23 protein-coding genes and 3 tRNA genes are annotated in these 24084 nt (G+C 73.8%); 11 read left to right on the top strand and 15 right to left on the bottom strand.

Going from position 1 to position 24084, the window contains the following annotated elements:
* Positions 1 to 39: 39 nt before the first annotated feature.
* The 6 genes from ACGFX4_RS08230 to ACGFX4_RS08205 all read right to left on the bottom strand — a co-directional run bounded on the left by ACGFX4_RS08230 (position 40) and on the right by ACGFX4_RS08205 (position 7630).
* Positions 40 to 1782: a lyase family protein gene (locus ACGFX4_RS08230; protein WP_393071171.1), complete on the bottom strand. Its 1743-nt coding sequence runs from the start codon at positions 1780 to 1782 to the stop codon at positions 40 to 42.
* A complete protein-coding gene (locus tag ACGFX4_RS08225; protein WP_393071170.1) occupies positions 1779 to 3749 on the bottom strand; it encodes an FAD/NAD(P)-binding protein in 1971 nt (656 codons plus the stop codon). Before ACGFX4_RS08225 ends, ACGFX4_RS08230 begins: the two co-directional genes overlap by 4 nt.
* Positions 3746 to 4960 (bottom strand): 3-hydroxybenzoate 6-monooxygenase, encoded by a 1215-nt coding sequence (locus ACGFX4_RS08220; RefSeq protein ID WP_393071169.1) that lies wholly within the window; start codon positions 4958 to 4960, stop codon positions 3746 to 3748. Before ACGFX4_RS08220 ends, ACGFX4_RS08225 begins: the two co-directional genes overlap by 4 nt.
* Entirely contained in the window at positions 4957 to 6525 is a 1569-nt protein-coding gene (locus tag ACGFX4_RS08215) for an AMP-binding protein (protein ID WP_393071168.1), read from the bottom strand. The genes ACGFX4_RS08220 and ACGFX4_RS08215 overlap by 4 nt, the downstream gene beginning before the upstream one ends.
* 36 nt (positions 6526 to 6561) lie before the next feature.
* Complete coding sequence (locus ACGFX4_RS08210) at positions 6562 to 7104, bottom strand: SRPBCC family protein (RefSeq protein WP_393071167.1); 543 nt, start codon at positions 7102 to 7104, stop codon at positions 6562 to 6564.
* Positions 7105 to 7198: 94 nt separating this feature from the next.
* Positions 7199 to 7630, bottom strand: coding sequence for a GNAT family N-acetyltransferase (locus ACGFX4_RS08205; RefSeq protein WP_393071166.1), 432 nt, complete (start codon positions 7628 to 7630; stop codon positions 7199 to 7201).
* Between the two features lie 81 nt (positions 7631 to 7711).
* Here ACGFX4_RS08205 and ACGFX4_RS08200 point away from each other — a divergent pair, with 81 nt between their 5' ends.
* Both ACGFX4_RS08200 and ACGFX4_RS08195 read left to right on the top strand, forming a co-directional pair.
* Positions 7712 to 8095 carry a VOC family protein gene (locus ACGFX4_RS08200; protein WP_393071165.1) on the top strand — a complete coding sequence of 128 codons (384 nt, stop codon included), beginning with the start codon at positions 7712 to 7714 and terminating at the stop codon, positions 8093 to 8095.
* 95 nt (positions 8096 to 8190) lie between these two features.
* Positions 8191 to 9534, top strand: coding sequence for an FAD-binding oxidoreductase (locus ACGFX4_RS08195; RefSeq protein ID WP_393071164.1), 1344 nt, complete (start codon positions 8191 to 8193; stop codon positions 9532 to 9534).
* 66 nt (positions 9535 to 9600) lie between these two features.
* On the opposite strand, the gene ACGFX4_RS08190 is transcribed toward ACGFX4_RS08195, so the two are convergent.
* The 4 genes from ACGFX4_RS08190 to ACGFX4_RS08175 form a co-directional block, all read right to left on the bottom strand.
* On the bottom strand, positions 9601 to 10281 hold the full coding sequence (locus ACGFX4_RS08190; RefSeq protein WP_393071163.1) for an oxygenase MpaB family protein: 681 nt from the start codon (positions 10279 to 10281) through the stop codon (positions 9601 to 9603).
* 2 nt (positions 10282 to 10283) lie between these two features.
* Positions 10284 to 11525 carry an MAB_1171c family putative transporter gene (locus tag ACGFX4_RS08185; protein WP_393071162.1) on the bottom strand — a complete coding sequence of 414 codons (1242 nt, stop codon included), beginning with the start codon at positions 11523 to 11525 and terminating at the stop codon, positions 10284 to 10286.
* A complete protein-coding gene (locus tag ACGFX4_RS08180) occupies positions 11518 to 11994 on the bottom strand; it encodes a ParH-like protein (protein ID WP_393071161.1) in 477 nt (158 codons plus the stop codon). Before ACGFX4_RS08180 ends, ACGFX4_RS08185 begins: the two co-directional genes overlap by 8 nt.
* Before the next feature lie 94 nt (positions 11995 to 12088).
* Entirely contained in the window at positions 12089 to 12523 is a 435-nt protein-coding gene (locus tag ACGFX4_RS08175; protein ID WP_393071160.1) for a helix-turn-helix domain-containing protein, read from the bottom strand.
* 356 nt (positions 12524 to 12879) lie between these two features.
* Here ACGFX4_RS08175 and ACGFX4_RS08170 point away from each other — a divergent pair, with 356 nt between their 5' ends.
* The 3 genes from ACGFX4_RS08170 (at position 12880) to ACGFX4_RS08160 (ending at position 15793) form a co-directional block, all read left to right on the top strand.
* Entirely contained in the window at positions 12880 to 13737 is an 858-nt protein-coding gene (locus ACGFX4_RS08170; protein ID WP_393071159.1) for a sulfurtransferase, read from the top strand.
* A 118-nt stretch (positions 13738 to 13855) separates the two neighbouring features.
* Entirely contained in the window at positions 13856 to 14884 is a 1029-nt protein-coding gene (locus ACGFX4_RS08165) for a glycosyltransferase family 2 protein (RefSeq protein ID WP_393071158.1), read from the top strand.
* A gap of 135 nt (positions 14885 to 15019) precedes the next feature.
* The gene (locus tag ACGFX4_RS08160) at positions 15020 to 15793 is read left to right on the top strand and encodes a hypothetical protein (RefSeq protein WP_393071157.1); all 774 of its coding nucleotides are present in this window, start codon (positions 15020 to 15022) and stop codon (positions 15791 to 15793) included.
* Between the two features lie 100 nt (positions 15794 to 15893).
* Here ACGFX4_RS08160 and ACGFX4_RS08155 read toward each other — a convergent pair.
* The 4 genes from ACGFX4_RS08155 to ACGFX4_RS08140 form a co-directional block, all read right to left on the bottom strand.
* Positions 15894 to 15967 (bottom strand) — tRNA-Phe (locus tag ACGFX4_RS08155).
* A gap of 27 nt (positions 15968 to 15994) precedes the next feature.
* Positions 15995 to 16068, bottom strand: a tRNA-Asp gene (locus ACGFX4_RS08150).
* A 45-nt stretch (positions 16069 to 16113) separates the two neighbouring features.
* Positions 16114 to 16186: transfer RNA gene (locus ACGFX4_RS08145), tRNA-Glu, on the bottom strand.
* A gap of 140 nt (positions 16187 to 16326) precedes the next feature.
* The gene (locus tag ACGFX4_RS08140; protein WP_393071326.1) at positions 16327 to 16668 is read right to left on the bottom strand and encodes a metallopeptidase family protein; all 342 of its coding nucleotides are present in this window, start codon (positions 16666 to 16668) and stop codon (positions 16327 to 16329) included.
* A 97-nt stretch (positions 16669 to 16765) separates the two neighbouring features.
* Here ACGFX4_RS08140 and ACGFX4_RS08135 point away from each other — a divergent pair, with 97 nt between their 5' ends.
* The 6 genes from ACGFX4_RS08135 (at position 16766) to ACGFX4_RS08110 (ending at position 23356) form a co-directional block, all read left to right on the top strand.
* Positions 16766 to 17248 carry a CrcB family protein gene (locus ACGFX4_RS08135; protein WP_393071156.1) on the top strand — a complete coding sequence of 161 codons (483 nt, stop codon included), beginning with the start codon at positions 16766 to 16768 and terminating at the stop codon, positions 17246 to 17248.
* A complete protein-coding gene (locus tag ACGFX4_RS08130; RefSeq protein WP_393071155.1) occupies positions 17245 to 17586 on the top strand; it encodes a DUF190 domain-containing protein in 342 nt (113 codons plus the stop codon). The genes ACGFX4_RS08135 and ACGFX4_RS08130 overlap by 4 nt, the downstream gene beginning before the upstream one ends.
* A complete protein-coding gene (gene crcB, locus ACGFX4_RS08125) occupies positions 17583 to 17942 on the top strand; it encodes a fluoride efflux transporter CrcB (protein WP_393071154.1) in 360 nt (119 codons plus the stop codon). The genes ACGFX4_RS08130 and crcB overlap by 4 nt, the downstream gene beginning before the upstream one ends.
* Before the next feature lie 963 nt (positions 17943 to 18905).
* Positions 18906 to 21197, top strand: a complete 2292-nt coding sequence (locus ACGFX4_RS08120) for a DEAD/DEAH box helicase (RefSeq protein WP_393071153.1) — start codon at positions 18906 to 18908, stop codon at positions 21195 to 21197.
* Positions 21198 to 21336: 139 nt separating this feature from the next.
* A complete protein-coding gene (locus ACGFX4_RS08115; protein ID WP_393071152.1) occupies positions 21337 to 22149 on the top strand; it encodes a TIGR02452 family protein in 813 nt (270 codons plus the stop codon).
* A gap of 46 nt (positions 22150 to 22195) precedes the next feature.
* A complete protein-coding gene (locus tag ACGFX4_RS08110) occupies positions 22196 to 23356 on the top strand; it encodes a low temperature requirement protein A (protein WP_393071151.1) in 1161 nt (386 codons plus the stop codon).
* A 7-nt stretch (positions 23357 to 23363) separates the two neighbouring features.
* Here ACGFX4_RS08110 and ACGFX4_RS08105 read toward each other — a convergent pair whose 3' ends face one another.
* Positions 23364 to 24065 (bottom strand): tyrosine-protein phosphatase, encoded by a 702-nt coding sequence (locus ACGFX4_RS08105; RefSeq protein ID WP_393071150.1) that lies wholly within the window; start codon positions 24063 to 24065, stop codon positions 23364 to 23366.
* Positions 24066 to 24084: the final 19 nt, after the last annotated feature.

The following is a 24084-nucleotide window of genomic DNA, read 5'->3' as shown; positions in this document are numbered from 1 at the left end:
TCCACCTCTCCGGGCGTGCTGCTACAGGGTTTGTGGACCTCAGGACTTCAGGGCCCGGTCGACCAGGGCACCGGCCGCGCCGGTGTACGCGGACGGGTCGCACAGCTCCGCGGCGAGGGCCGCCGGCACCAGACCACGACCCGCCAGCACCACCGCCAGCGGAATGCCGTTGAACTCCGCCTCCTCCGAGGCCTCGCCCAACAGGCGCTTCGCCTCCGCCTTGCCCAGCGACGGCGCCAGCACCGCCGCCACCCGCTCGGAGACCATCTGGCCACCGGTCAGTTCGAGGTTCGCCAGCATCCGCACCGGACGGACCGTCAGGCCCTCCGCCAGCTCCACCGCCGTGAACGACGCACCGCCCACCAGCCGCAGGCACTCGCGCAGCAACAGCCACTCGGCGTGCCAGACACCCGCCGAACGCTCGTCCTCGTGCACCATGCACGCCGTCAACGCCGCCGACAGCGCCGGCACCTGCAACGCCGCCGCACGGATCATCGTCGCCAGCACCGGATTGCGCTTGTGCGGCATCGCCGACGACGCCCCCCGCCCGGCGGCGGTCGGCTCGGCGACCTCGCCGACCTCCGTCCGGGTCAAGGACTGCACGTCCACCGCGACCTTGCCCAGCGCGCCGGCCGTGAACGCCAACGCCGCCGAGAGGTCCGCGACGGGAGTGCGCAGCGAATGCCACGGCAGCACCGGACGGGCCAGGCCCGTCTCCGCGGCGAACGCGTCGACCAGACGGTCGACGTACCCACCCGGGTCGCCCCCCTCATCGGGAGCATCGAGCCGGGCGAACTCCAGATAGCCGGCCAGCGTGCCCGCCGCACCGCCCAACGACACCGGCAGACCGCCGTCCAGCACCGCCGCCAGCCGGCGCTCCGCGTCCAGCAGCAGCCGGCGCCAGCCCGCCGCCTTCAGACCGAACGTGGTCGGGACCGCCTGCAGGGCCAAGGTCCGGCCCGGCATCACGGTGTCCCGGTGCTCCTCGGCCAGCGCCGCCAACGCGACGGCCGCCCGGCCGAGATCCGCCCGGATCAGCTCCACCGCCCGCCGCGCCACCAGCATCGCGCCGGTGTCGAACACGTCCTGGCTCGTCGAACCGCGATGCACGTACTCGGCGGCCGCCGGACTGACCTCGGCCACCACCCGGGCCAACTGCTGCACCAGGCCCACCACCGGATTTGCGGTCTCCCGGGCGGCCAGCGATAGGCCGCGCAGATCGAACCGGTCCGCCCGGGCGGCCGCGGTGATCGCCGCGGCCGCCCAGTCCGGCACCGTGCCCAGCCGCGCCTGCGACCGGGCCAGCGCCGCCTCGGCATCCAGCATCGCCTGCAGCCACGCCACGTCCGACACCACCGCCTCCACCGGCACCCCCACCCGCACCGGCGCCAACAACCCGGCATCCCCGTCCACCGCTGAGCCGCCTGCGGCGGGCTTGTGCGGCGCTTCCGCAGTCGGCTGCGCCACGCCGGCCCGCGCCGGAGCGCCTGCGGCGGGCTTGCGGGGTGCTTGCCCGGTCGGCTCCGCCGAGGCCCAGCGCAGCGGCTGCGCCGCGTCGACGTGCGCCGGAGCGCCTGCCGCGGGCTCGTGGGTTGTTTCCCCGGTCGGCTCCGCCGAGGCCCCGCGCAGCGGCTGCGCCGCGTCGACGTGCGCCGGAGCGCCTGCCGCGGGCTCGCGGGTTGTTTCCCCCGTCGGCTCCGCCGAGGCCCCGCGCAGCGGGGTGCCTGTGGCGGGCGTGTCCGGGGAGTCGTCGGCGGGGGGCTGGTGGGGGCCGGTGGTCATACCAGGACGCCTTGGAGGTCGGTTTCGGTGGCGGTGGGGCGGACGGCGGTGGGGACGTGGGCGGTCGGGGGGAGGGCGAGGACGGCGCGGGCGATGGCGTCGGAGTCGCCGAGGGTGACGGAGTCGACGCCGGGGCGGATGCCGGCGGCGGTGACCCAGTGCACGGACTCGGTGGGGATGCCGTACGCGAAGCGTCGCGGGTGCGCCCGGCCGCGGGCGTCGAGCAGGCGGTAGGGCCGCTCGGTGACCGCGAGGCCGCCGGTCTCGTAGCCGGAGCCGCCGGTGGAGCCGATCCGGTAGGTGGTGCACTGCTCGGTCTCGAGCAGGTGCCGCAGCAGCGGGTCGGCGGTGCGCCGCAGGTCGGGCTCGGGCAGCCGGGCCTCGATCAGGACGGTCGCCCGGACGGCCGCGCCGGGCACGGTCCGGGACTGCGCGACGAACGCGGGTGCGTCGGTGTCGATGCGGATCTCGGTGTCGGGGCCGAGCAGTTCGAGCACGCCGGCCTCGACCAGGGCGATCAGCTGCTCGATCCGCTCGGCGGGCGGGCCGATCGAGAGGAAGGCGTTGAGCGGGGTGTACCAGCCTTCGAGGTCGTCGCGGTGCGAGTCGCCGTCGAGGCCGCCGTGGTCGACGGCGAGGCGGATCTCGTTGCGCAGGTCGCGCAGGACGTCGAGCGCGGTCTTCAGCGGCCCGCTGAGGTTGCCCTCGCGGGCGGCGAGGACGTCCTTCGCCAGGTAGCCGAGCAGCCAGCGTCGGAAGTCGAGCCGGGAGGTGAACTCGCGGTCGCCGTAGGGGCGTCCGAGCTTCTCCCAGTTCCAGCGGTCGGCGTCGGAGATCGCGAAGGAGTCGAGCACCTGCTCGGGCCGCTCGTCGACGAGGTACCGCTGGGTGAAGGCCTCGCGTTCGGCGTCGCGGCCCTGCGCGGTGAGCAGGGCGCCGTAGTAGACGCTCTCCACCTCGCGGGAGATCAGCGGCCACAGGTCGGTGGCGAAGTTGACGGCGTCGCCGCGTTCGGTGCGCTCGCGGAGCCCGGCGACGACCTCGGGGGTGAGGAGCCGGGGCAGGTAGCGCCCGTACGCGCCCTTCTCGTTCTCGCCGCGGGCGTGGTACGGGATGCCGCGCCGGGAGGTGGCGTAGAGCATCGGCTCCTCGCCGGACGGCTGGTAGGACAGCTTGCCGTCGGCGCGGCGGGTGAAGGTGCCGCCGCGGCCGAGGGTGAGCAGGGCCATGTGGTCGAAGAAGTTGAGGCCGAGGCCGCGGAGCAGGACGTTCTGGCCGGGCATGGCGCCGACGTGGACGTCGGCGGGGTTGGCCGGCGGCACGTAGGTGAGGTGGTGGATGCGGGCGAGGCTGGCGGCCTTGGCCTCGCGGGGGGAGAGCCGGGCGGGGACGTGGCCCTGGGCCATCACGATGGCGTCGAGGCGGTTGAGCCGGGTGCCGTCCTCCAGGCGGATGCCCTGGGGTCCGCCGGGGACGCCGTGGGTGTCGGCCATGGCGACGACGCGGGAGCGGTGCACCCGGACGGTGACGTGCGCGGGGGCGCCGGCGACCACGGCGAGGAAGGAGTCGTGCAGGTAGCGGCCGTAGAAGGCGCGGGTGGGGTAGGTGTTGGGGCCGAGGTCGCGGGCCTCGGCGAGGGTCTCGTCGTCGTAGTCGGTGCCGCTGCCGGTCGCCGGGAGGGACTTGGCCCACTCGTACAGGGTGGGGCCGGGCTCGATCGGGCCCTCGACCCGGACCGACTCGTCGGTGTAGACGGTGATCTGGGAGGCGACGGTGTTCATCAGCAGGTGCCGGGACTGGCTGGTGCGCCAGACCCGGCCGGCGCCGGGCGCGGAGGGGTCGACGACGTGCACGGTGACGCTCTCGCCGGAGTGCTCGCGGCGCTCGTTGGCGCAGAGCCGCTCCAGCACGGACAGTCCGCGCGGGCCGGCGCCGATGATGCAGATCTGGAGCTGACGCTCGGTCATGACTGGTCTCCGTCCGTCTCGTTGTCGGCCGCGCCGAACGCGCGGACGCCGTGCATCCAGGCGACCTGGTCGTGCAGTTCGGACTCGGACAGCGAGCGGAGCAGGGCGTTGCGCCGTTCCGCGTCCTCGCCGGCCGGGTGCCAGAGCCGGATCGAGTCGCGGGCGGTCAGCTGGACCCGGCCGGTGCGCTCGCGCCGCTCGGCGTTGTACTTCTCGAAGCGCTGGGGGAAGGCGTCGGCGGTGCAGTCGAGCAGGTCGCCGAGCAGGACGGCGTCCTCCAGTGCCTGGCAGGCGCCCTGGGCCGCGTAGTGCAGCATCGGGTGCGCGGCGTCGCCGAGCAGGGTGACCCGTCCGTCGGTCCAGTCGGTGACCGGGTCGCGGTCGACCAGGACCCAGGAACGCCAGCCCTCGCCGAGCTCCAGCAGCCGGTGCGCGTCGGCGCCGAGGCCGGCGAACTGCTCGCGGACCTGCTCCTTGGTGACCGGCACGTTGGCGGTCGCCTCGGTGGCGTGGTTGTCGCTGGAGGCGGCCAGGTTGAGGTACTTGCCGCCGGCGATCGGGTAGTGGACGAAGTGGCAGTGCGGGCCGGCCCACCAGGTCACCGAGGTGGCCCAGCGGATCTCCTCCGGCACCTGCTCCATCGGGATGATCGCCCGGTAGACGGTGATCCCGGAGTTGCGCGGCGCGCCGTCGCCGACCAGTTGGCGGCGGATCGCGGAGTGGATGCCGTCCGCGCCGATCACCGCGTCGCCGGTGATCTCCTCGCCGTTCTCCAGCAGCACGGTGGCGGTGCCGCCGCCCTGCCGGTAGCCGGTGACGGTGACGCCGGCCCGCAGCTCGACCTTCTCGTCGGCGAGGCAGGCGTCGAGCAGCATGGCGTGCAGTTCGGCGCGGTGGACGACCACGTACGGGTTGCCGAAGCGCCGCCGGTACTCCTCGGTGAGCGGGAGGCTGGTGACGTGCTCGCCGGTGACGCCGTCCATGAAGCGCAGCTCGGCCATGTGCACGGCGCCGGCCCGGACCCGGTCGCCCAGGCCCAGCCGCTCCAGGGCGCGGATGCCGTTCGGGGCGATCTGGATGCCGGCGCCGATCTCGGCGAACTCCGGGGCCCGCTCCAGCACGGTCACCCGGTGGCCGCGGCGGGTGACGGCGAGGGCGGCCGCCAGGCCGCCGATCCCGCCGCCGACGATGACGATCCTGGGCTCGCTCATGCCGCACCGCCCGAGGCGATCAGGCCGGCCAGCTCGATCCGCTTGATCTTGGTGGTGGCGGTCTGCGGCAGCGAGCCGAGCTTCCACTGCACCGGCGGGGCCATCGCGGGGAGGGTCGCCGCGGCGGCCTTCCAGGCGTCCAGGTCCAGCGGCTCGTCGTCCTTGGTGCACACCACCGGGACGGCGCGGCCGTCCGGGCCGGGGATGATGACGACCTCGGCGAGCTGGTCCAGCTTGGCGAAGAGGGTGTCCTCGGCGGCGAGCGTGGAGCCGAAGCCCTCGATCACGTCGACCTCGCGGTCCAGCAGGTGCACGCAGCCCCACTTGGTGCGGTAGCCGACGTCGCCCATCCGCCACCAGCCGTCGTTGACCTGCTTGTCGTAGCGGTCCTGCTCGCCGAGGTAGGTGACGATCCGGCCGTCGCTCTTCACCTCGATGAAGCCCGGGTTGGTCGCCGACGGCGGGTTGCCGTCCCGGCTGACCACCCGGATGTCGGTGAAGCCGGGGAACGGCATGCCCACGCAGCGGCCGTCCGCGTCCAGGCCGCGCCGCTTGGTGAAGGAGCGGACGACCGCCGGGCCGATCTCGCTCTGCCCGTACAGCTGGCCGAAGACCGGCGCGGTGCGCTCGGAGGCGTTCAGCATGGTCTGGACGGTGCGCGGGTGGATCGCGTCGAAGGTGGAGGAGAACAGCTTGACGTTGGCCAGCGGCTTGCGGGGGTCGTGGACCAGCTCCTCCCACTCCATGAAGGAGTTGGGGTGCGCCTCCAGGATGCCCGGCTTCAGGCGGGCGAACAGCTCGCCGACGTGCGCCGGGTCCGACTCGCGCAGCACCAGGATCGGGAAGCCGCGGAACAGCGAGATCGCCAGTGCGGTGATCAGCCGCGAGTGCACGAAGGAGACGTGGATCGCGATGGTCTCCCGGCCCGGGATCAGCGGCCGCACCACGGTCGCCTGCGGGCGGTAACGCGCCTGCAGGGTACGGCCGGTGTGCACCGCGAGCTTCGGGGTGCCGGTGGTGCCCGAGGTGTGGGTGATCAGCGTCGGGTGCTCGGGCGGCATGGTGACGGACGGCACCCGGGGCGAGCCGGCGAGCGCCGACAGTTCGACCGCGCCCTCCCAACTGCCCTTGGTCAGCAGCACCTTGTCCGCGAGGTCGAAGACGGCGGCGGGCAGCTCGTGCTCCAGCTTGTCCTGGTCGGTGACCAGGAAGGGCTCGTCGGTGCGGCGGACCAGCTCGGCCACCGTGGCGCCGTCCAGCTTCGGTGACAGCAGCACCGGGACGGCGCCGACCCGCGCCACCGCGCACGCCAGCAGGGTGATGTCGAAGCCGTCCGACTTGTACACCACCACGCGCTGGCCGGGGCGGACCCGGGCGGCCCACAGCCGGGACGCGAAGTCGTCGATCAGATCGGCGATCTCCGCGACCGTCGCCCGGCGGCCCAGACCGGGGGCGATGTCGAGGTCGTGATCCAGGATCACGACGTTGGCACCCTGCTTGACCGCGGCCCGCTCAAAAAGCGTGCCGAGCCGGATACCCCGGTTTGCAATACGCTGAAGAAGCACCTTTCCGCCCTCTCAAATCCGCGCGGGAAAAAGCGATCAGTTCTTTTCGATGACGAGCTTGATGCGTTCGAGGGTCACGCCGAGGTCCTGCTCCAGCTTGACGCCCCAGTCGGTGAAGAACTGCTTCTTCTCCACGTCGTCCATTTCGGCGGTGATGCCGCGGATTCCCTCGGTGGCCGAGGCCATCTCGAAGTGGTGGACCAGTACGCTGCCCTCGCCGTCCGGCTCCACGTCGAAGCCCCAGACGGACTGCTGGGCCCGGCCCCGGCTGTCCTGCATCGCCCAGCGGAAGGTGCGGGCCGGCTCGGCGGCGACCACCTCGGCGTGGGTGTGCCAGGTGCCGCGGACCACCGGCGCCCAGGAGACGACCTCCTCGCTGCGCAGGTTCTCACCGCGGAACACCGAGCCGACCTCGCCCGGCGCGCCGGAGATCCATTCCCCGCCCTGGCATTCCGGGCTCCATTCGCCACTGCGCGGGAGGTCGCTGACCACGGCGTAGACGGCGGCCGGCGCGGCGGAGACGCGGCGCTCGGCGCGGACCTGGAAAAGCGGCGTGTTTTCGATCGTGTTTTCGCCCATGGCCGAAATCCTGGCGAGCCGCCGGAAGGGCGGTCAAAGACGCCCGGCGGGGTCCGTCAAGTCCGTCGGCGGACCTGACACAGAATGCCCCGGGTCAGATCTCCAGGCCGAAATGCAGCGCGGTGACCGCCATCCGCCGCGCGTGGTAGAAACGGTGCGCGCCGTGGTTCGCCGTCCCGGAGTCCAGCTCGATCCGCACGCACCCGTGCCGCCGGGCCCGCTCCCGCAGCTCCTCGAACAGCCGCGCCCCGACCCCGGTCGACCGCGCGGCGTCGGCCGTCACCAGGTCGTCGACGAAGAGCAGCCGGCCGCGGCTGGTCGCCAGCACCCGGTACCCCGCCACCGCCAGGCAGCGGTCCGCGCCGTCGTACGCGGCGGTGAACACCAGCCCCTGGGCCTGCGCTTCGGCGGCGAAGGCGGCGAAGCCCTCGGCGTCGAGGCGCGGACGCAGCAGCCGGACCAGCGGCGCCACGTCCCGGGCCAGCGCCGGATCGTCCGGCGCGACGTCAACCACGGTCAGCTCCACGGAGGTTCCCCTTGACTTGAAGCGGGCTTGAAGTTCTACGGTCGTGACACAACGACCGCCGTCCGACGAAAGGGCCCGAGCATGGCCGTCCAGCTGAACCACACCATCCTGAACGCGAGCGACAATCGCGCCTCGGCCCGATTCCTGGTCGAGCTGCTCGGCCTGCCGGACCCGGTCGAGTACGGGCCGTTCCAGGTCGTGCAGCTGAGCAACGAGATCTCGCTCGACGTGATCCGGGCCGACGGGCCGATCACCCCGCAGCACTACGCCTTCCTGGTCGGCGAGGACGAGTTCGACGAGATCTTCGGCCGGATCAAGGACCGCGGACTCACTTACTGGGCCGACCCGTTCCACCGTCAGCCCGGCCGGATCAACGAATGGCACGGCGGCCGCGGCGTCTACTTCGACGACCCGGACGGCCACGCCCTGGAGGTCATGACCCGCCCCTACGACATCGGCGCATGAACCGTAACCGGCGCCCGGCCGCGACGCCGTCCGACCTGACACAGAGCGCCCGGCCGGCCCCCGCGGGCCCCGCGACCGCCGCTAGCGTCGACGGCATGATCGGGACAACAGGGCCGGTGTTCCGGCCGGGCGACGACGGCTACGACGCAGAACGCGCAGGCTACAACCTCGCGCTCGACCACCACCCCGCGCTGGTGGTCGGCGCCACCGGACCGGCGGACGTGCAGGCCGCCGTCCGGTACGCGGCCGAACACGGCCTCGGCGTCGCCGTCCAGGCGACCGGGCACGGCATCTCCGTCCCCACCGACGGCCAGCTGGTCGTCTCCACCCGCCGGATGAAGGGCGTCACCGTCGACGCCGCCGCCCGCACCGCCACCGTCGCCGCCGGCGTCCGCTGGCACGAGGTGCTCGCCGCCACCGCCCCGCACGGCCTGGTCCCGCTCAGCGGCTCCAACCCGGACGTCGGCGCCGTCGGCTACACCCTCGGCGGCGGCATCGGACTCCTCGGCCGCCGCCACGGCTACGCCGCCGACCACGTCCGCCGCCTCACCGTCGTCACCGCCGACGGCGAACTGCGCACCGCGAGCCCCGACCACGAGCCCGACCTGTTCTGGGCGCTGCGCGGCGGCAAGGACAACTTCGGCGTCGTCGTCGAGATGGAGATCGACCTCTTCCCGCTCACCACGCTCTACGGCGGCGGCCTCTACTTCGGCGCCGACGACGCCGCGAAGGTGCTGCACGGCTGGGCCGGCTGGACCGCCGACCTGCCCGAGGAGATGTCCTCCTCCCTCCAGCTGATCCGCTACCCCGACCTGCCGGTCCTCCCCGAACCGCTGCGCGGCCGCTACGTCGCCCACGTCCGGATCGCCTGGAGCGGCGCCACCGCCGACGGCGAGGCCCTGGTCGCCCCGCTGCGCGCGCTCGGCACCCCCCTGCTGGACACCCTGCGCGAGCTCCCCTTCACCGACGCCGGCAGCATCCACCACGAACCGCCGATGCCGCACCCCGCGTTCGACCGCAACACCGCGCTGCGCACCCTGGAGCCCGCCACCCTCGACACCCTGCTCGACCTGGCCGGGCCCGACGCCGGCTCCCCGCTGATCGCCGAGATCCGCCAGCAGGGCGGCGCCTACGCCCGGCAGCCGGCCGTCGCCAACGCCGTCGGCGGCCGCGACGCCCGGTACATGCTCTTCTCCACCTGCATCCTGGAGCCGGGCCGGCTGGAGGAGATCCGCGCGGCCCACACCACCCTGCACGAGAGCCTGCGGCCGTGGAGCACCGGCGGGGCGTTCGCCAACTTCTTCGGCATCGACGACGCCGGGGCGCAGTCCGTCAGCCGCGCCTTCGACGCCGCCACCTACGGCCGGCTCGCCGCCGTCAAGGCGGCGTACGACCCGGAGAACCTCTTCCGCGTCAACTTCAACATCCCGCCGCGCTGACCGCCGCGCTGACCGCCGCGCCGGCCGCCGTGCCGACGGCGGCGCCGGCCACGGCCGGTCCGGTGGCTACCGCAGCAGGCCGAGCGCCCGCCCGGTGAGCCACCGGACCGGCCGCGGCGGCCGCCGGACCCCCAGGGCGTCGGCGAGCGACGCGTCGAGCAGTGCTGCCGCCACGAACGGGGCCAGCCGTCGTACCGGTCGGGGCAAGCGGCTCGCCAGCAAGCCGTTCGTGGCGGCCCACAGTGCCTGCCCGGCCTCGCTGCGCCCGAACCGCGACCGCTCGAACTCGGCCATCCAGCGGGCAACTTCGGCGAAGTCCCGCCCCACCGACGGCAGCTCCAGCGCCGCCCCCAGCGCGTCGAGGAAGGCGAACGCCCCGTCCCGCTCCGCCGGCGTCGCCCGGCGCCGCCCGTACGCGTCGACGAACGCCACCGGGCACACCGTGAAGCACCCCAGCACGTACGCCATCAGCTCGCCGTCGACGCCCGGCCGCCGGTGCACCTCGCGCAGCCGCGCCACCAGCGCGCGCCCCTCGGCGCTCTCCACCCCGTGCCGGATCAGCGCGAACATGGTCGCCCCGGTCGCCTTCGCCCGCGCCTTCGGGGCGGTCAGCAGCTCCCCGCTGCCGTGCAGCACCCGGGCGATCTCCGGCACCCCGTACGTCCGGACGAACCCCAGGGTCAGCCCCACCCGGGCCGACTGCGGCAGCTCCTCCAGCACCAGCCGCGCGAACGCGTCCCCGGGCACCGTCAGCCCACCCGCACCGGCCGGGCGTCCGGCGCGGCCTCCGGCGCCGACAGGCTGCGCGACACCCGTACCAGGTGGGCCCGCTCCTGCACCGGCTCGGCGTCCAGCCCGGGCAGCGTGACCTGCTCCTCCCGCGGACGCGGGGCCGCCCCGCCGTCCAGCGCCTCCACGGCCGCCCGCAGCGCCGCCGCGACCACCAGTGCGTCCCGCCGCTCCGGGCCGAGCCCGGCCCGCTCCGCGGCCTCCCGTGCGGCCGCGACCACCGCCGGATCGACCCACGGGCGCAGCGTGAGCTGCCCGTCGCGGATCTCCAGCACCCGGCGGGTGGTGCGCCACTCCAGGTCGCGCAGGGCCAGCCGCTCCTGCCACAGCGGCGGCGGGGTCTCCAGGGCGAGCCGCCGGTCGGCCCGGTACGCGAGGTCCCAGAGCGGCCGCAGCGCCCGGTAGTCGCTGCGCCGCCGCGTCCAGGCGGCGCCGGCCGGCCCCGCGAAGCCCACCGTGATCAGGACGGCGCCGGCCGCGGCGAACGCCGGGCCGACCCCGGTGCTCAGCCACTCCAGCCCGTCCACCCCGCCGTACGCGGCGCCGATCGCGACGATCTTGCACAGCACGTACCCGCAGGCGGTCAGCGCGCCGGCCGCCAGCGAGCGGATGCCCCGCCGCAGCCACCCCGCGGGCAGCCGGGCGGCGTGGCCCAGGCAGACCCGGCCGATGTCGACCAGCGCGAAGGCGAACAGCCCCTGGTAGATCGCGAGGAACAGGGCGACCGCGCCGCCCGCCGCGAACGTGGTGTCGAAGGTCAGCGGCGTCTCCGGCCGGTACGGGCCGCCGGCCAGGAACAGCCCGGCCATCGCCGGCACGGCCACCGCGAACACCGCGAGCCGCCCGCGCACCCGGCGCCGGACCGTCCCGCCGCTCGCCGCCGCCCAGATGCCCGCGCCGCCGGCCCGCGCCCCGGGCGGCGTCCACAGCAGCGCCAGCACCACGGTCGCCGCGGAGAAGCCCATGATGCCGAGGTACACGAAGAGGGTGGCCAGGTTGCCCACCCCGGTGAGCCGGTCGATCAGCCGGTACACCGGCGGCGCCGCGCACAGGAACGCGGTGGACGGCGAGGCGATCGCCAGCGCCACCACCAGCAGCCCGAACGACGGATCCCGCCGCCAGGCCCGGAACTTGGAGACCGCCACCACCCAGGCCAGCACACCGATGCCCAGGTAGACCACGTCGAAGGGCAGCTCAGACATGCTGCCCCTTGCGGTGCTCCATGGCCGGCGCCAGCTGCGAGGTGGTGCCGTCGCCGGGGGCGAGCACCAGGATCCGCAGCAGCTCGGCGCCCAGCACCTCCGCCTCCTCCTCGGCCGCGTCGTCGTAGTGCGAGCGGCCCAGCACCAGCCGCAGCATCTCCGGGTCGATGGTGGGCAGTTCGACCCGCGCGGTCTCCTCGTCCAGCGGCGGCACCTCGGCCAGGTGCCCGCACAGCAGGTGCGCCAGCTCGTGGCAGATGATGTGCGCCCGGTGCAGGCCCGAGGTCTCCTGCTCGTAGTGGATCACGTCGGCGTCCGCCCGCCGCTCCACGAAGCCGGACGGCTCGCCCACCCGCATCCGGCGCGGCTCCAGCCTGATCGGCCGCCCGCAGCGCTCGGCCACCGCCTCGCAGAGCTCCTCGACCGTGCTGAGCGGCGGCAGTTCCAGCCCGCGCGCGACCGACCGCATCCGGCGCCGCGTCCGACCCACACCCCGCACGTGTTCCCCCTCCGGCAGCCGCCAGCGCCCCAGCGGCACCCCCCGGTGCTCGACCACGGCGCGGTCAGTCCTTGGGGCTGCCGTCGTCGGGCAGTCCGACCGCCCGGCGCAGTTGCTCCACCATAGTGAGCGCGGCGTCCTGCATCTCCGGCGGCAGCCCGGCCGCGCGCATCGCGATCCGCTCCACCCGGGCGTCGCGCAGCGCCTCGATCTTCTGCAGGTCCCGCTCGACCGCCTGCGCGGTCGCGGAGTCGTTGAAGTAGTCCAGCGGGACGCCGAAGAACTTGGCGATCTTCACGGCGTTCTCCAGGCTGGGCTTCTGGGTGCCCTTGCGCAGGTTCCCGATGTACGTGCCGCTCAGCCCGGTGCCCTCGGCGATCTCCGAGTCCCGCCAGGGCCGGCCCAGATCCTTGGGATAGATCACCGCGATCAGGCGTCGGAACCTGCTCGCGAAGTCAAGGGCTTCCGCAGCGCTCGCGCGTGGAGAATCCGTGGTCATGAGGCGGATCATAGAACGTTCCGATGGTCGCCCGGGATCCCTTCCACGGAGCGATCTGCACGATCGTTGATGACTGTGTGCCCAAACGGTGCGGGTGGGGCCCGATGGACGCGGAACCGTCCACTCAAGAATCCACGATAGTTGACAGGCCCTCAGCAGCCCCGGCAGGATCGGCAGCCCGAGGCTCGGGCGCCGCTGCCCCACGGGGGTGGGCAACGGCGCCAGAGCGACCTCCTCCGCCCGCCGAACTCCGGATTCCGCCCCGGCCCGCCCACAGGGCAGGATGGCGTCCGTCGGGCCCGCCCCGACCGCGAGGAACGGGAGCGTCCCGACCGCGAGGAAGAGGAAGGCGGCCGATGGACGCGCTGCCCCTGCCCGGCCCCCTGGTCACGGTCGACTGGCTGGCCGGCCACCTCGACCACCCCGGCCTGCTGCTCCTCGACGCCAGCGTCGGCCCCGCCCGCGGCACCCTGCCCCCGCTCCCCGGCGCCCGCACCTTCGACATCGACGGCGAGCTCTCCGACCACCGCTCCCCGCTCCCGCACACCATGCCGGACGCCGAACGGTTCCAGACCGCGATGCGCGCCCTCGGCCTCGACGACACCGGCACCGTCGTCGTCTACGACAACAACGGCATCTACTCCAGCGCCCGCGCCTGGTGGATGCTGCGCGCCATGGGCTTCGACCGCGCCGCCGTCCTCGACGGCGGCCGCCCCGCCTGGACCGCCGCCGGCCTGCCCGACGGCACCCCGGCCGGCACCTCCGTCCCGCAGGCACCCGCCCCGGGCGACTTCACCGCCCGCCCCCGCCCCCACCTGCTGGTCGACGCCGACACCGTCGCCGCCGCCCTCACCGACCCCGCCGCCGCCGTCCTCGACGCCCGCACCCGCGAACGCTTCACCGGCCAGGCCCCCGAACCCCGCCCCGGCCTGCGTGGCGGCCACATGCCCGGCTCCCGCAGCCTCCCCTTCGCCGAGCTCCAGCACCCCGACGGCCGGATGCTCCCCGCCGCCGAGCTGCGCACCCGGATCGCCGACCGTGCCGACGGCCGCGACCGCCTCGTCACCAGCTGCGGCTCCGGCGTCACCGCCTGCGTCCTCGCCCTCGGCGCAACCCTGGCCGGCTACTCCGACGTCACCGTCTACGACGGCTCCTGGAGCGAATGGGGACTGCCCTCCTCCCGCCCGGTCGCCACCATCGGGCACACTCACTGAAGCGGCCGTCCACCGGCCCGCCCGTCCCACTCCGTCCGTCCCACCCCGCACCCCTGGCGCCCGTCACCCCCCGGAGAACCGGTTCGCAGGGCTCCGACCACCACGTGAAAGGCCCGCGATGGCCCCCCGCCTCTCCCTCGTCGTCCCGATCTACAACGTCGAGCGCTACCTGGAGGAATGCCTCGACTCGATCGCCGCCCAGACCTTCACCGACTTCGAATGCGTCATGGTCGACGACGGCTCCACGGACACCAGCCCCGCCATCGCCGACGCGTACGCCGCCAAGGACAGCCGGTTCCGCGTGGTCCGGCAGCAGAACAAGGGCCTCGGCGCCGCCCGCAACACCGGTTGGCGCCACCTCACCGACGGCACCGACTACCTGGCCTTCGTCGACAGCGACGACACCCTCCCGCCCGGCGCCTACCAGCTCATGGTCGACACCCTCGACGAGACCGGCTCCGACTTCTGCACCGGCAAGGCCCTGCGCCTGCGCTCCGACGGCCTGCACCCCTCGCACGCCCACAACAAGCCCTTCCAGCAGACCCGGCTGCGCACCTCCGTCCAGGAGATCCCCTCGCTGGTCACCGACCGCACCGCCTGGAACAAGGTCTACCGCCGCTCCTTCTTCGACACCGCCGGCATCCTCTACCCCGAGGGCATCCTGTACGAGGACGCCCCGGTCAGCGTGCCGCACCACTACCTCGCCAAGAGCGTCGACGTGCTCTCCGAGCCGATCTACCACTGGCGGATCCGCGAGGACGGCGACCGCTCCATCACCCAGCAGAAGTCCGACCCCAAGGGCGTCGTCGACCGGGTGAAGTCGATGGAGCTGGTCCGTGCCTGGCTGCTGGAGCAGACCGACCCGAAGTTCCGCGACCACCTGCGCTCCTACGACCGCAACTGCCTGGTCGAGGAGATCCCGATGTTCTTCTGGTCCGTCCCCGACGGCGACCGCACCTTCCGCGCCGCCTACCAGGAGCACGTCGCCCGCCTGGTCGACGCCATCGGCACCGAGCAGCTCGCCGCCCTCAACGGCCAGCTCCGCCTCAAGTACCAGCTCACCCTCGCCAACCGGATGCACCGCTTCGTCGCCGTCCAGCGCCTGCACCGCCTGGCCCGCCGCACCCGCCAGGCCACCCGCCGCTGACGAACGGCCGCCCGTTGCCGACGGGCGGCCGGATAATCGTTTGATCGTTCCCGACCTGGTTGAGAACCTGTCCGGCGGCCGCCGCCAGCCGGCGGCCGCTCCACGACAACCTCAACGCAGCACGGGGACACCTGAATGACCTTCGCACCGCGCCAGGGCGGCATCCGACTCCTCACCACCGCCCTGGCCACGGCCGCCCTGCTCGCCGCGGCGACCGCCTGCACCGGCTCCCAGGCCGGCCAGGACGGCTCCTCGGCCAAGGCCTCCGACACCTTCGGACCCAAGGGCTACCGCGGCCTCGGCCCCGGCACCACCAAGGACGCGGCCCTCGCCGGCGGCACCCTGCAGAACACCCCGCTCTCCGCCCTCAGCGGCTGCGCCTTCTACGGCTACCACGACGGCCCCGCCGCCGACCCCGCCGTGATCGCCGCCGAATCGGCCGCCACCACCAAGGTCAAGGACACCGGCGCCGCCGCCGACCGCGCCCAGGCCGAGGCCGCCGCCGCCGGACAGCCAGGCGCCGGGGCCTCCGCCCGCGAGTACGCCGACGCCGCCGCCCGGTCCGCCCAGGTCGCCAAGCTGCTCTCCGACTCCACCAGCGCCATCGCCGAGGAGACCACGCTGATGGCCGCCCGCGACAAGGCCTTCGAAGCCACCGGCGGCGCCAAGTTCGGCACCACCGGACACCTCAAGCAGCTCATCGCCCCGCCGAAGGCCCGCACCGCAGAAGGCATCGGCACCGGCTCCACCGAGGACGAGCTGAAGAAGGCCTACCCCAAGGCCAAGGCCACCGAGGGCGGCTGGTCCCTCCCCCTCGACGGCACCCCCGGCTGGGAACTCTTCTTCGCCACCGACACCGCCAAGGTGACGGCCGTCTCCCTGTTCGGCACCGAGGAGAAGTGCGTCTGACCCCGTCGGGCCCGGGCCACCCGGCCCGGGCACCCCTCGCCGTGCCGCGGCCCGAACGAGAACAGCCCCGCAGCGCTGTGCGCTGCGGGGCCGTCTACTGTGGCCAGGGCCGGGGTCGAACCGGCGACCTTCCGCTTTTCAGGCGGACGCTCGTACCAACTGAGCTACCTGGCCGTACTGCACCGTCTCTTGCGAGACGAGCGATCCCGACGGGACTTGAACCCGCGACCTCCACCTTGACAGGGTGGCGAGCTAACCAACTGCTCCACGGGACCTGGCGCGGAGAACTGCTCCGCACAGGACCTTACTACGGTACTGCGTGCCCCCAACGGGATTCGAACCCGTGCTACCGCCTTGAAAGGGCGACGTCCTGGGCCACTAGACGATGAGGGCTTGCGGCCCGTTTCCGCTGTTTCCAGCGTTCCGGGGACGTCGAGAAGCATATGGGATGCCGGGCGGGAACACCAAAACGATTGCGGCGGGGCCGTCGGTGTCGTGTCGGCCGGCCGGGTCGGGCGTGGCGGGAGGGGGAGTCAGGACCAGCCGAGCTCGTGCAGCTCGTGGTCGTCGAAGCCGAAGTGGTGGGCGACCTCGTGGACGACCGTGGTGCGGACCTCGTCGACCGTCTCGTCGTAGGTCTCGCAGTGCCGCAGGGTGGGGCCCATGTAGACGATGATCCGGTCGGGCAGGACCCCGGCGTACCACTCGCCGCGCTCGGTGAGCGGGGTGCCCTCGTAGAGGCCGAGGAGGTCGGGGGTGGCGGGGTCGGGCTCGTCCTCGACGAAGACCGCGACGTTGTCCATCATCGCGGCGAGCTGCGGGGGGATCTGGTCGAGCGCGTCGGCGACCAGCGTCTCGAACTCGTCCCGGTTCATCTCCACGGCCTCATTGTCGGGTGTGCGGTGACGCCGTGCCAGGTGATCGCCGGGATCGTCGCGGGAGTTTGCCCGGGCGGGTGCTTGACTGTGGGGTGTGCGTTCGGATCCGGCCAGTCTGCAGACCTCCGGCCCGGCGGCCCCGGTGCGGGCGCCGGGGCCGTTGCGCGGGCAGGGGCCTGCGGTCGCGGTGGTGGCGGTCGGCGGGGTGCTCGGGGCGTGTGCCCGGTACGGGGCGGGGTTGCTGTGGCCGACCGCGCCGGACGGCTTCCCGTGGACGACCCTGCTGGTGAACGCGGTGGGCTGCGCGGTGATCGGGGTGTTCCTGGTGCTGATCACGGAGGGGCCGGTGCGGCCGCATCCGCTGCTGCGCCCGTTCTTCGGCACCGGGGTGCTGGGCGGGTTCACCACCTTCTCGACGTACGCGGTGGACATCCAGCAGCTGTTCGAGCACGGGCTGCCCGGGCGCGGGCTGGCGTATCTGGCGGGCACGCTGCTGGCCGCGCTCGGCGCGGTGTGGGCGGCGGCCGCGGCGACCCGGTGGGCGCTGGCGGCTCTGGAGCGGAGGGGTGCGGGGTGATCGGGTCCGTGCTGAGGCTCACCGTGCTGGTGGGCGAGAACGACCGGTGGCGGCACCGGCCGCTGTCCAGCGAGATCGTGCACCGGGCGCACGCGGCGGGCCTGGCCGGGGCGAGCGTGTTCCGGGGCGTGGAGGGCTTCGGCGCGTCCTCGGTGGTGCACACGGCGCGGCTGCTGTCGCTGGCCGAGGACCTGCCGGTCGCGGTGGTGGTGGTGGACGAGGAGGAGCGGATCCGGGCGTTCCTGCCGCAGCTGGACGAGCTGGAGATCCGGGGGCCGGTGCTGCTGGACCGCTGCGAGGTGTACCGCTGGGGCGGGCGGAAGGCGGACCCGGCGTGAGCTGGCTGCTGGTGGTCGCCGGCGCCGCCGTCGGCGCGCCGCTGCGCTACCTGACCGACCGGGTGGTGCAGTCCCGGCACGACTCGGTGTTCCCGTGGGGCACCTTCGCCGTGAACGTGTCCGGCAGCCTGCTGCTGGGGCTGCTGGCCGCCGTCGCCACGCCGGACGTGCGGCTGCTGCTGGGCACCGGGCTGTGCGGGGCGCTGACCACGTACTCGACGTTCTCGTACGAGACGCTGCGGCTGGCCGAGAGCGGGGTGCGGTTCTACGCGGTGGCGAACGTGGCGGGGACGCTGATGGCCGGATTGGGCGCGGTGTACGTGGGTTCGGCGCTGGGTCACGCGTTCTGGGGCTGAGCGGGTCCGACTGGGCGGTCCGTGCCGCCGGGAGGGTCGCAGGGAGGGCCGGAGGGGGCGTACGCGGGCGTACGGGGCCGTTCGGGGTGGTCGGCCGTGTCCGCCGGGGGGCCCGCGCGTTGGGCACCGAGAACGTCGGTGCGGCCCGGTCCGGGCCTGCGCGGGAGGTGGCTCGGTGGTGGCGGTTGGTTCGAGGGTTTCGACGGGTTCGGCGGTTTCGGCGGGTTCGACGGTAAGGGCGGCCGGAGCGGGGCGCCGGAGGGTCCGGGCGGCGGTGGGCACGGCGCTGGCGGTGGTCGCCGGGCTGGGGCTGTCGGGGTGCATGTCGGTCGGTTCGGACGCGGCGCCGGGGCCCGGCGGGGCGAGCCAGTCCGGGCAGTCGGGCCCGGTGGGGAAGGCGGGCGGCGCCGGGAGCGCGGGCCGCGGCGCGGCCGGGCAGCGCGGTGAGCACGGCGGGACGCTCTCCATCGATGCGGCCTCGCCGGCCGCCTCGGCGTCGTCCGCGTCGACGCCCGCCCCCGGGGTGACCCCGCCGATGGCCGGGGTGCCGGGGCCGCCGGTGGTGGTGCCGGGGGCGAGCGGGTCGGCGGAGCCGCATCCGTCCGCCTCGGCGAGCGCGGGCGTGCCGGGGGCCAGTCCGTCCGCCCCGGCGCAGCCCTCGCCCAGTGCGACCGCCGGGAGCCCGGCGGCGTCGCCGTCGGCGCAGCCCGATCCTTCGCCCAGTGCCCCCGGTTCTCCGGCCGTGAGCGAGGCTCCGTCCCCGCATTAGCGGTCTGGCCAGCGCATTTGCCTTTGATCCGGAGGTTCCCCTATGGTGGTAGATCGTTCGTTTGAATCATTTGGCTGGCGCCCTACATCCCCGTGGCGCCCTTGGCGCGTTCCGGCGATCCGTGGCTGACCGCATAGAGGCGGTTTTAAACAGAACCCCGGACTTTGGCGCGTGCCACTTCCGGAAGGTTTTTCATGTCTCTCGTTGACGACGCCCGCTTCGCCATGCCCGCGAACGGTGACGACGCCGCCGACATCCTCGTCCCCGCCGACCTCGACATCGAGACCGAGCTGGACAACGACCTGGACTCGCTGGACTCCGCCGACCTCGACACCGCCGACGAGGCGGACGAGGCGGACGAGGCCGCCGCCGAGCCCACCATCACCTTCGGTGACCTGGGCCTGCCGGACGAGATCGTCCGCGCCCTCGCCAAGCGCGAGGTCACCACCCCGTTCCCGATCCAGGCCGCGACCATCCCGGACGCCCTGGCCGGCAAGGACGTGCTCGGCCGCGGCCGCACCGGCTCCGGCAAGACCCTGAGCTTCGGCCTGCCGCTGCTCACCCGCCTGGCCGGCGGCGACCGCACCCGTGCCAAGCACCCGCGCGGCCTGATCCTGGTCCCGACCCGCGAGCTGGCCATGCAGGTCGCCGACGCCCTGGAGCCCTTCGGCTCGGTGCTCGGCCTGCGCCTCAAGGTGGTCTGCGGCGGTACCTCGATGTCCAACCAGATCTACGCGCTGGAGCGCGGCGTGGACGTCCTGGTGGCGACCCCGGGCCGTCTGCGCGACCTGATCAACCGCGGCTCCGCCAAGATGGACGACGTCGAGATCGCCGTCCTGGACGAGGCCGACCAGATGGCCGACATGGGCTTCCTGCCCGAGGTCACCGAGATCCTCGACCTGGTGCCGGCCGGCGGCCAGCGCCTGCTGTTCTCCGCCACCCTGGAGAACGAGATCGACACCCTGGTCAAGCGCTACCTGAAGAGCCCGGTCACCCACGAGGTCGACCCGTCGGCCGGCGCGGTCACCACCATGACCCACCACATCCTCGTGGTGAAGCCGAAGGACAAGGCGCCGATCACCAACGCCATCGCCGCCCGCAAGGGCCGGACGATCATCTTCGTCCGCACCCAGATGGGTGCCGACCGGGTCGCCCAGCAGCTGCTGGAGGCCGGGGTGAAGGCCGACGCGCTGCACGGCGGCATGACCCAGGGCGCCCGTACCCGCGTCCTCGGCGACTTCAAGGACGGCTACCTCAACGTGGTCGTCGCCACCGACGTCGCCGCCCGCGGCATCCACGTCGACGGCATCGACCTGGTGCTGAACGTCGACCCGGCCGGTGACCACAAGGACTACCTGCACCGCTCGGGCCGCACCGCCCGTGCCGGCCGCTCCGGCACCGTCGTCACCCTGGTGCTGCCGCACCAGCGCCGCGGCGTCTTCCGCCTGATGGAGGACGCGGGCGTGGACGCCTCGCGCCACATCCTCGACCACGCCTTCGACGCCGAGGTTGCCAAGATCACCGGCGCCCGCTCGCTGGTCGAGGTCCAGGCCGAGAGCGCGTCCGGCATCGCCGGCGCCGCCGAGCGCGAGGTCGCCGAGCTGACCCGCGAGCTGGAGCGCGCGCAGCGTCGCGCCACCGAGCTGCGCGAGGAGGCCGACCGCCTGGCCGCCCGTGCCGCCCGTGAGCGTGCCGACCTGGGCATCGAGGAGGACGCCGAGCCGGCCGCCGCCGAGGGCGCCCCGGCCGAGGAGACCGCTCCGGCCGCCCCGGTGGCCGAGGAGCGCACCCCCTCGTACCGCGAGGCGCGCACCGAGCGCACCGAGCGTCCGGCCCGGTCCTTCGACCGTGACCGTGACGACCGCGGTGGCCGCTCCGGTGGCTTCAACCGTGACGACCGTCCGGCCCGTTCGTTCGGTGACCGTGACCGCGAGCGCGGCGGCTTCAACCGTGACGACCGCGGTGGCCGCTCCGGTGGCTTCAACCGTGACGACCGCGGTGGCCGCTCCGGCGGGTTCAACCGTGACGACCGTCCGGCCCGTTCGTTCGGTGACCGTGACCGCGAGCGCGGTGGCTTCAACCGTGACGACCGCGGTGGCCGCTCCGGTGGCTTCAACCGTGACGACCGCGGTGGCTTCAACCGTGACGACCGTGGCGGCCGCTCGTTCGGCGACCGTGACCGCGGTGGCTTCAACCGTGACGACCGTGGCGGCCGCTCGTTCGGCGACCGTCCGGCCCGTTCCTTCGGTGACCGTGACCGCGAGCGCGGTGGCTTCAACCGTGACGACCGCGGTGGCAGCAGCAGCAGCAGCCGTCCGTTCGCCCGCCGCGACGACCACCGCTCCGGTGGCCGCCCGGGTGGCTTCAACCGTGACGACCGCGGTGGCTTCAACCGTGACGACCGTGGCGGCCGTTCCTTCGGCGACCGTGACCGCGGCGGCTTCAACGGCGGCGGCGACCGCAACAAGCCGCGCTGGAAGAACTGACGCCCAGCACTCCTGAGACGAGCCCGTCCCACTCCGGTGGGGCGGGCTCGTCCGCGTTTCCGGGGTCCTCCCGGCGTTTCCGGGCCCTCTCCGATTAATCATTCTCCATCTGAGAACAACTGGGTGTAGCGTCGCCGCCATGAGCAGTCGCAACCGGAACCTGTCCGTGGAGAACGAGGAGATCGCCGACCGGGGGAGCTACCGAGCCCCGTCCGGCGAGGTGGTGCGGATCGGCGAGTCGCTGGCCGCCGCCCGGACCGGCACCGTGTCGTACCCGCCGGACGCCGATCCCGGCCCGGCCACCGGGCCGTTCGCCGGGATGCCGGAGGTGACCGCCGAGGGCAGCATGACGGCCGCCCGGCGGCTGCTGGTGCAGGGCGGCGAGCACGTCGCGGTGCTCAACTTCGCCTCGGCGCGCAACCCCGGCGGCGGCTACCTGCGCGGCGCCAAGGCGCAGGAGGAGGACCTGTGCCGGAGCGCGCTGCTCTACCGCTGCCTGCTGGAGGCACCGGACTACTACGAGGCGCACCGGGCCTCCACCGACCTGCGCTACAGCCACCGGGTGATCTGGTCGCCGCAGGTGCCGGTGGTCCGCGACGATCGGGCGAACCTGCTGGCGCAGCCGTACCCGGTCTCGTTCCTCACCTCGCCGGCGCCCAACGCCGGGCAGCTGGCCCTGCGCTCGGCCGGGCGGCCGGTCGACGTCGGGCCGGAGCTGGCCGAGCGGGCGGTGCGGGTGCTGGCGGTGGCGGCCCGGCACGGGGTGAAGGAGCTGGTGCTCGGCGCGTGGGGCTGCGGGGTGTTCCGCAACGACCCGGCGGTGGTCGCGGAGGCGTTCGAGCAGGCGCTGCAGACCCACGGAGCCCCGTTCGACCGGGTGGTCTTCGCGGTCTGGGACCGTGTCCCGGAGTCGGCGAACCGCGCCGCGTTCGAGAAACGTTTCGCGAACTGAACCCGTGATGCCCCGGGCCGGGCGCCCGGTGATCCATACTCGCGGCGTGATATCCGACGCATCCCGTCCGGCGGCGGCCCGACCCGAGCTGAGGGTCAGCCCGCTGGAGCTCTTCTTCGACCTCGTCTTCGTCTTCACCGTCACCCAGTTGACGGACAGTCTGGCCCACCACCTGGACCCGAGCGGATTCGCCCGGGTGCTGGTGATGCTGGCGGTCATCTGGTGGATGTACGACGCCTTCATCTGGCTCACCAACGCGATGCCACCCGAGACCCACCCCCGGCGCGGCCTGCTGCTGCTCGGCATGGCGGGCTTCCTGGTGATCTCGCTGACCGTGCCGCACGCCTTCGAGGGCAGCGGCGCGGCGTTCGGCTGGGCGTACCTGCTGGTGGTGGCCGTGCACACCGGGATGTTCGCCGGTGCGGGCGTGTCACCGCGTTCGGTGGCCCGGATGGGCCAGCTCAACCTGGTCAACGCGGCCCTGGTGGTGGCCGGCGGCTACCTCCAGGGCACCGCCGAACTGCTGCTCTGGACGGCCGCGTTCGCGCTGCAGTTCGCCATCCCGTACCTGGTGGACCTCCCGCAGTTCCAGCTCCGCTCGGACCACTTCGTGGAGCGCCACGGCCTGGTGATGATCATCGCCTTCGGCGAGTCGGTGATCGCGATCGGCGTCGGCATCGGCGACGCGCACCTGACCGCCACCCTGATCGCCGCGGCGATGCTGGTGCTGGCGGTCTGCGTCGGCCTGTGGTGGGCGTACTTCGGCGAGGACGACGACGAGCGGGCGGTGCACTTCATGGCCGGGCTCGACGACGCCCGGCGCAACCGGCTCGCGATCCGGCTCTACAACCTCGGGCACTACCTGCTGCTGCTCGGCGTCATCCTGCTGGCCACCGGCGCCAAGTCCGCCGTCGCCCACCCCGAGGACGTCCTGCACACCGACACCGCCGGGGCGCTGGCGGCCGGCGTGGCGCTCTTCCTGGTCGCCAACACCGCGATCCGCCGCACCATCGGGCTGAGCCCGCTGCTGCCCCGGCTGGTCGGGGCGGCCGCCGTCCTGGCGCTCGGCGTGCCGCTCGGCACCCGGGTCTCGGCGCTCGCCGAACTCGCGGGCACGGCGGCCCTGCTGGCGGCGGTCCTCGGCTTCGAGGAGCTGAGGGCCCGCCGCCCGGCGGCCGAACGGACCCGGTCCGTCCCGGTCGACTGACCGGTGCTCAGCCCGCGCGGAGGGCCCGGACCGCTGCCAGGTCCTCCGCGGTGGCGCCGTGCGCGAGCAGGTAGCCGTCCAGCGAGCCGTGCAGCTCGGCGATCCGGGCCAGCGCCGCCCGCAGGTTGGGCGCCTCGACCGGGTTCGACATCCGCTCCCGGCCCTCCTCGTCGGTGTACGGCACCGGGCCGGCGTCCAGCCCCAGCGCCGGGTTGGACCGCAGGAAGTCGGCCACCAGGTCGCCCTCCGGCAGGCCGAGCAGGGTGTGCACGGCGGCCACGGTCAGCCCGGTGCGGTCCTTGCCGACCGCGCAGTGGACCAGCACCGCGCCGCCCTCCGCCAGCGCCCGCACCGCACCGGCCAGCGCCGCGCCGCCGACCTCCGCCATGAACGGGTACAGCTCCGCCGGGGTCTGCGGCCACGGCAGCCCGCTCTCCGCCGGGTCCGGCAGCAGCGGCAGGTGCCGGTACTCGACCTCCAGGCCGTGCAGCCGGTCCGGCCAGACGTCCAGCTCGCGACGGCTGCGCAGGTCGATCACCACCCGGACGCCGAGCGCCTTCAGCCGCCCGGCGCCCTCCTCGGTCATGTGGAACAGCCCGCCGGAGCGGTACAGCCGGCCCGGCGGGAGCACGCCGCACCCCGCGTCGCGGAAGTTCGGCACATCGGGGACGTCGAGCAGGACGGGGGCGTCGTACGCGCTATCGGTCATGCCGGCAACGTTAGGCGGA

The sequence above is a fragment of the Kitasatospora sp. NPDC048365 genome, assembly GCF_043200835.1.
Classification (GTDB): domain Bacteria; phylum Actinomycetota; class Actinomycetes; order Streptomycetales; family Streptomycetaceae; genus Kitasatospora; species Kitasatospora terrestris.
This window is presented reverse-complemented; position numbering and strand designations above follow the sequence as displayed.

Coding starts and splice junctions, on each gene's coding strand:
- ACGFX4_RS08115 (WP_393071152.1), top strand. CDS start 21,337: ATGAGCAGTCGCAACCGGAACCTGTCCGTGGAGAACGAGGAGATCGCC.
- ACGFX4_RS08230 (WP_393071171.1), bottom strand. CDS start 1,782: ATGACCACCGGCCCCCACCAGCCCCCCGCCGACGACTCCCCGGACACG.
- ACGFX4_RS08165 (WP_393071158.1), top strand. CDS start 13,856: ATGGCCCCCCGCCTCTCCCTCGTCGTCCCGATCTACAACGTCGAGCGC.
- ACGFX4_RS08120 (WP_393071153.1), top strand. CDS start 18,906: ATGTCTCTCGTTGACGACGCCCGCTTCGCCATGCCCGCGAACGGTGAC.
- ACGFX4_RS08220 (WP_393071169.1), bottom strand. CDS start 4,960: ATGAGCGAGCCCAGGATCGTCATCGTCGGCGGCGGGATCGGCGGCCTG.
- ACGFX4_RS08175 (WP_393071160.1), bottom strand. CDS start 12,523: ATGACCACGGATTCTCCACGCGCGAGCGCTGCGGAAGCCCTTGACTTC.
- ACGFX4_RS08185 (WP_393071162.1), bottom strand. CDS start 11,525: ATGTCTGAGCTGCCCTTCGACGTGGTCTACCTGGGCATCGGTGTGCTG.
- ACGFX4_RS08170 (WP_393071159.1), top strand. CDS start 12,880: ATGGACGCGCTGCCCCTGCCCGGCCCCCTGGTCACGGTCGACTGGCTG.
- ACGFX4_RS08210 (WP_393071167.1), bottom strand. CDS start 7,104: ATGGGCGAAAACACGATCGAAAACACGCCGCTTTTCCAGGTCCGCGCC.
- ACGFX4_RS08160 (WP_393071157.1), top strand. CDS start 15,020: ATGACCTTCGCACCGCGCCAGGGCGGCATCCGACTCCTCACCACCGCC.
- ACGFX4_RS08180 (WP_393071161.1), bottom strand. CDS start 11,994: ATGCGGTCGGTCGCGCGCGGGCTGGAACTGCCGCCGCTCAGCACGGTC.
- ACGFX4_RS08195 (WP_393071164.1), top strand. CDS start 8,191: ATGATCGGGACAACAGGGCCGGTGTTCCGGCCGGGCGACGACGGCTAC.
- ACGFX4_RS08225 (WP_393071170.1), bottom strand. CDS start 3,749: ATGACCGAGCGTCAGCTCCAGATCTGCATCATCGGCGCCGGCCCGCGC.
- ACGFX4_RS08140 (WP_393071326.1), bottom strand. CDS start 16,668: ATGAACCGGGACGAGTTCGAGACGCTGGTCGCCGACGCGCTCGACCAG.
- ACGFX4_RS08200 (WP_393071165.1), top strand. CDS start 7,712: ATGGCCGTCCAGCTGAACCACACCATCCTGAACGCGAGCGACAATCGC.
- ACGFX4_RS08105 (WP_393071150.1), bottom strand. CDS start 24,065: ATGACCGATAGCGCGTACGACGCCCCCGTCCTGCTCGACGTCCCCGAT.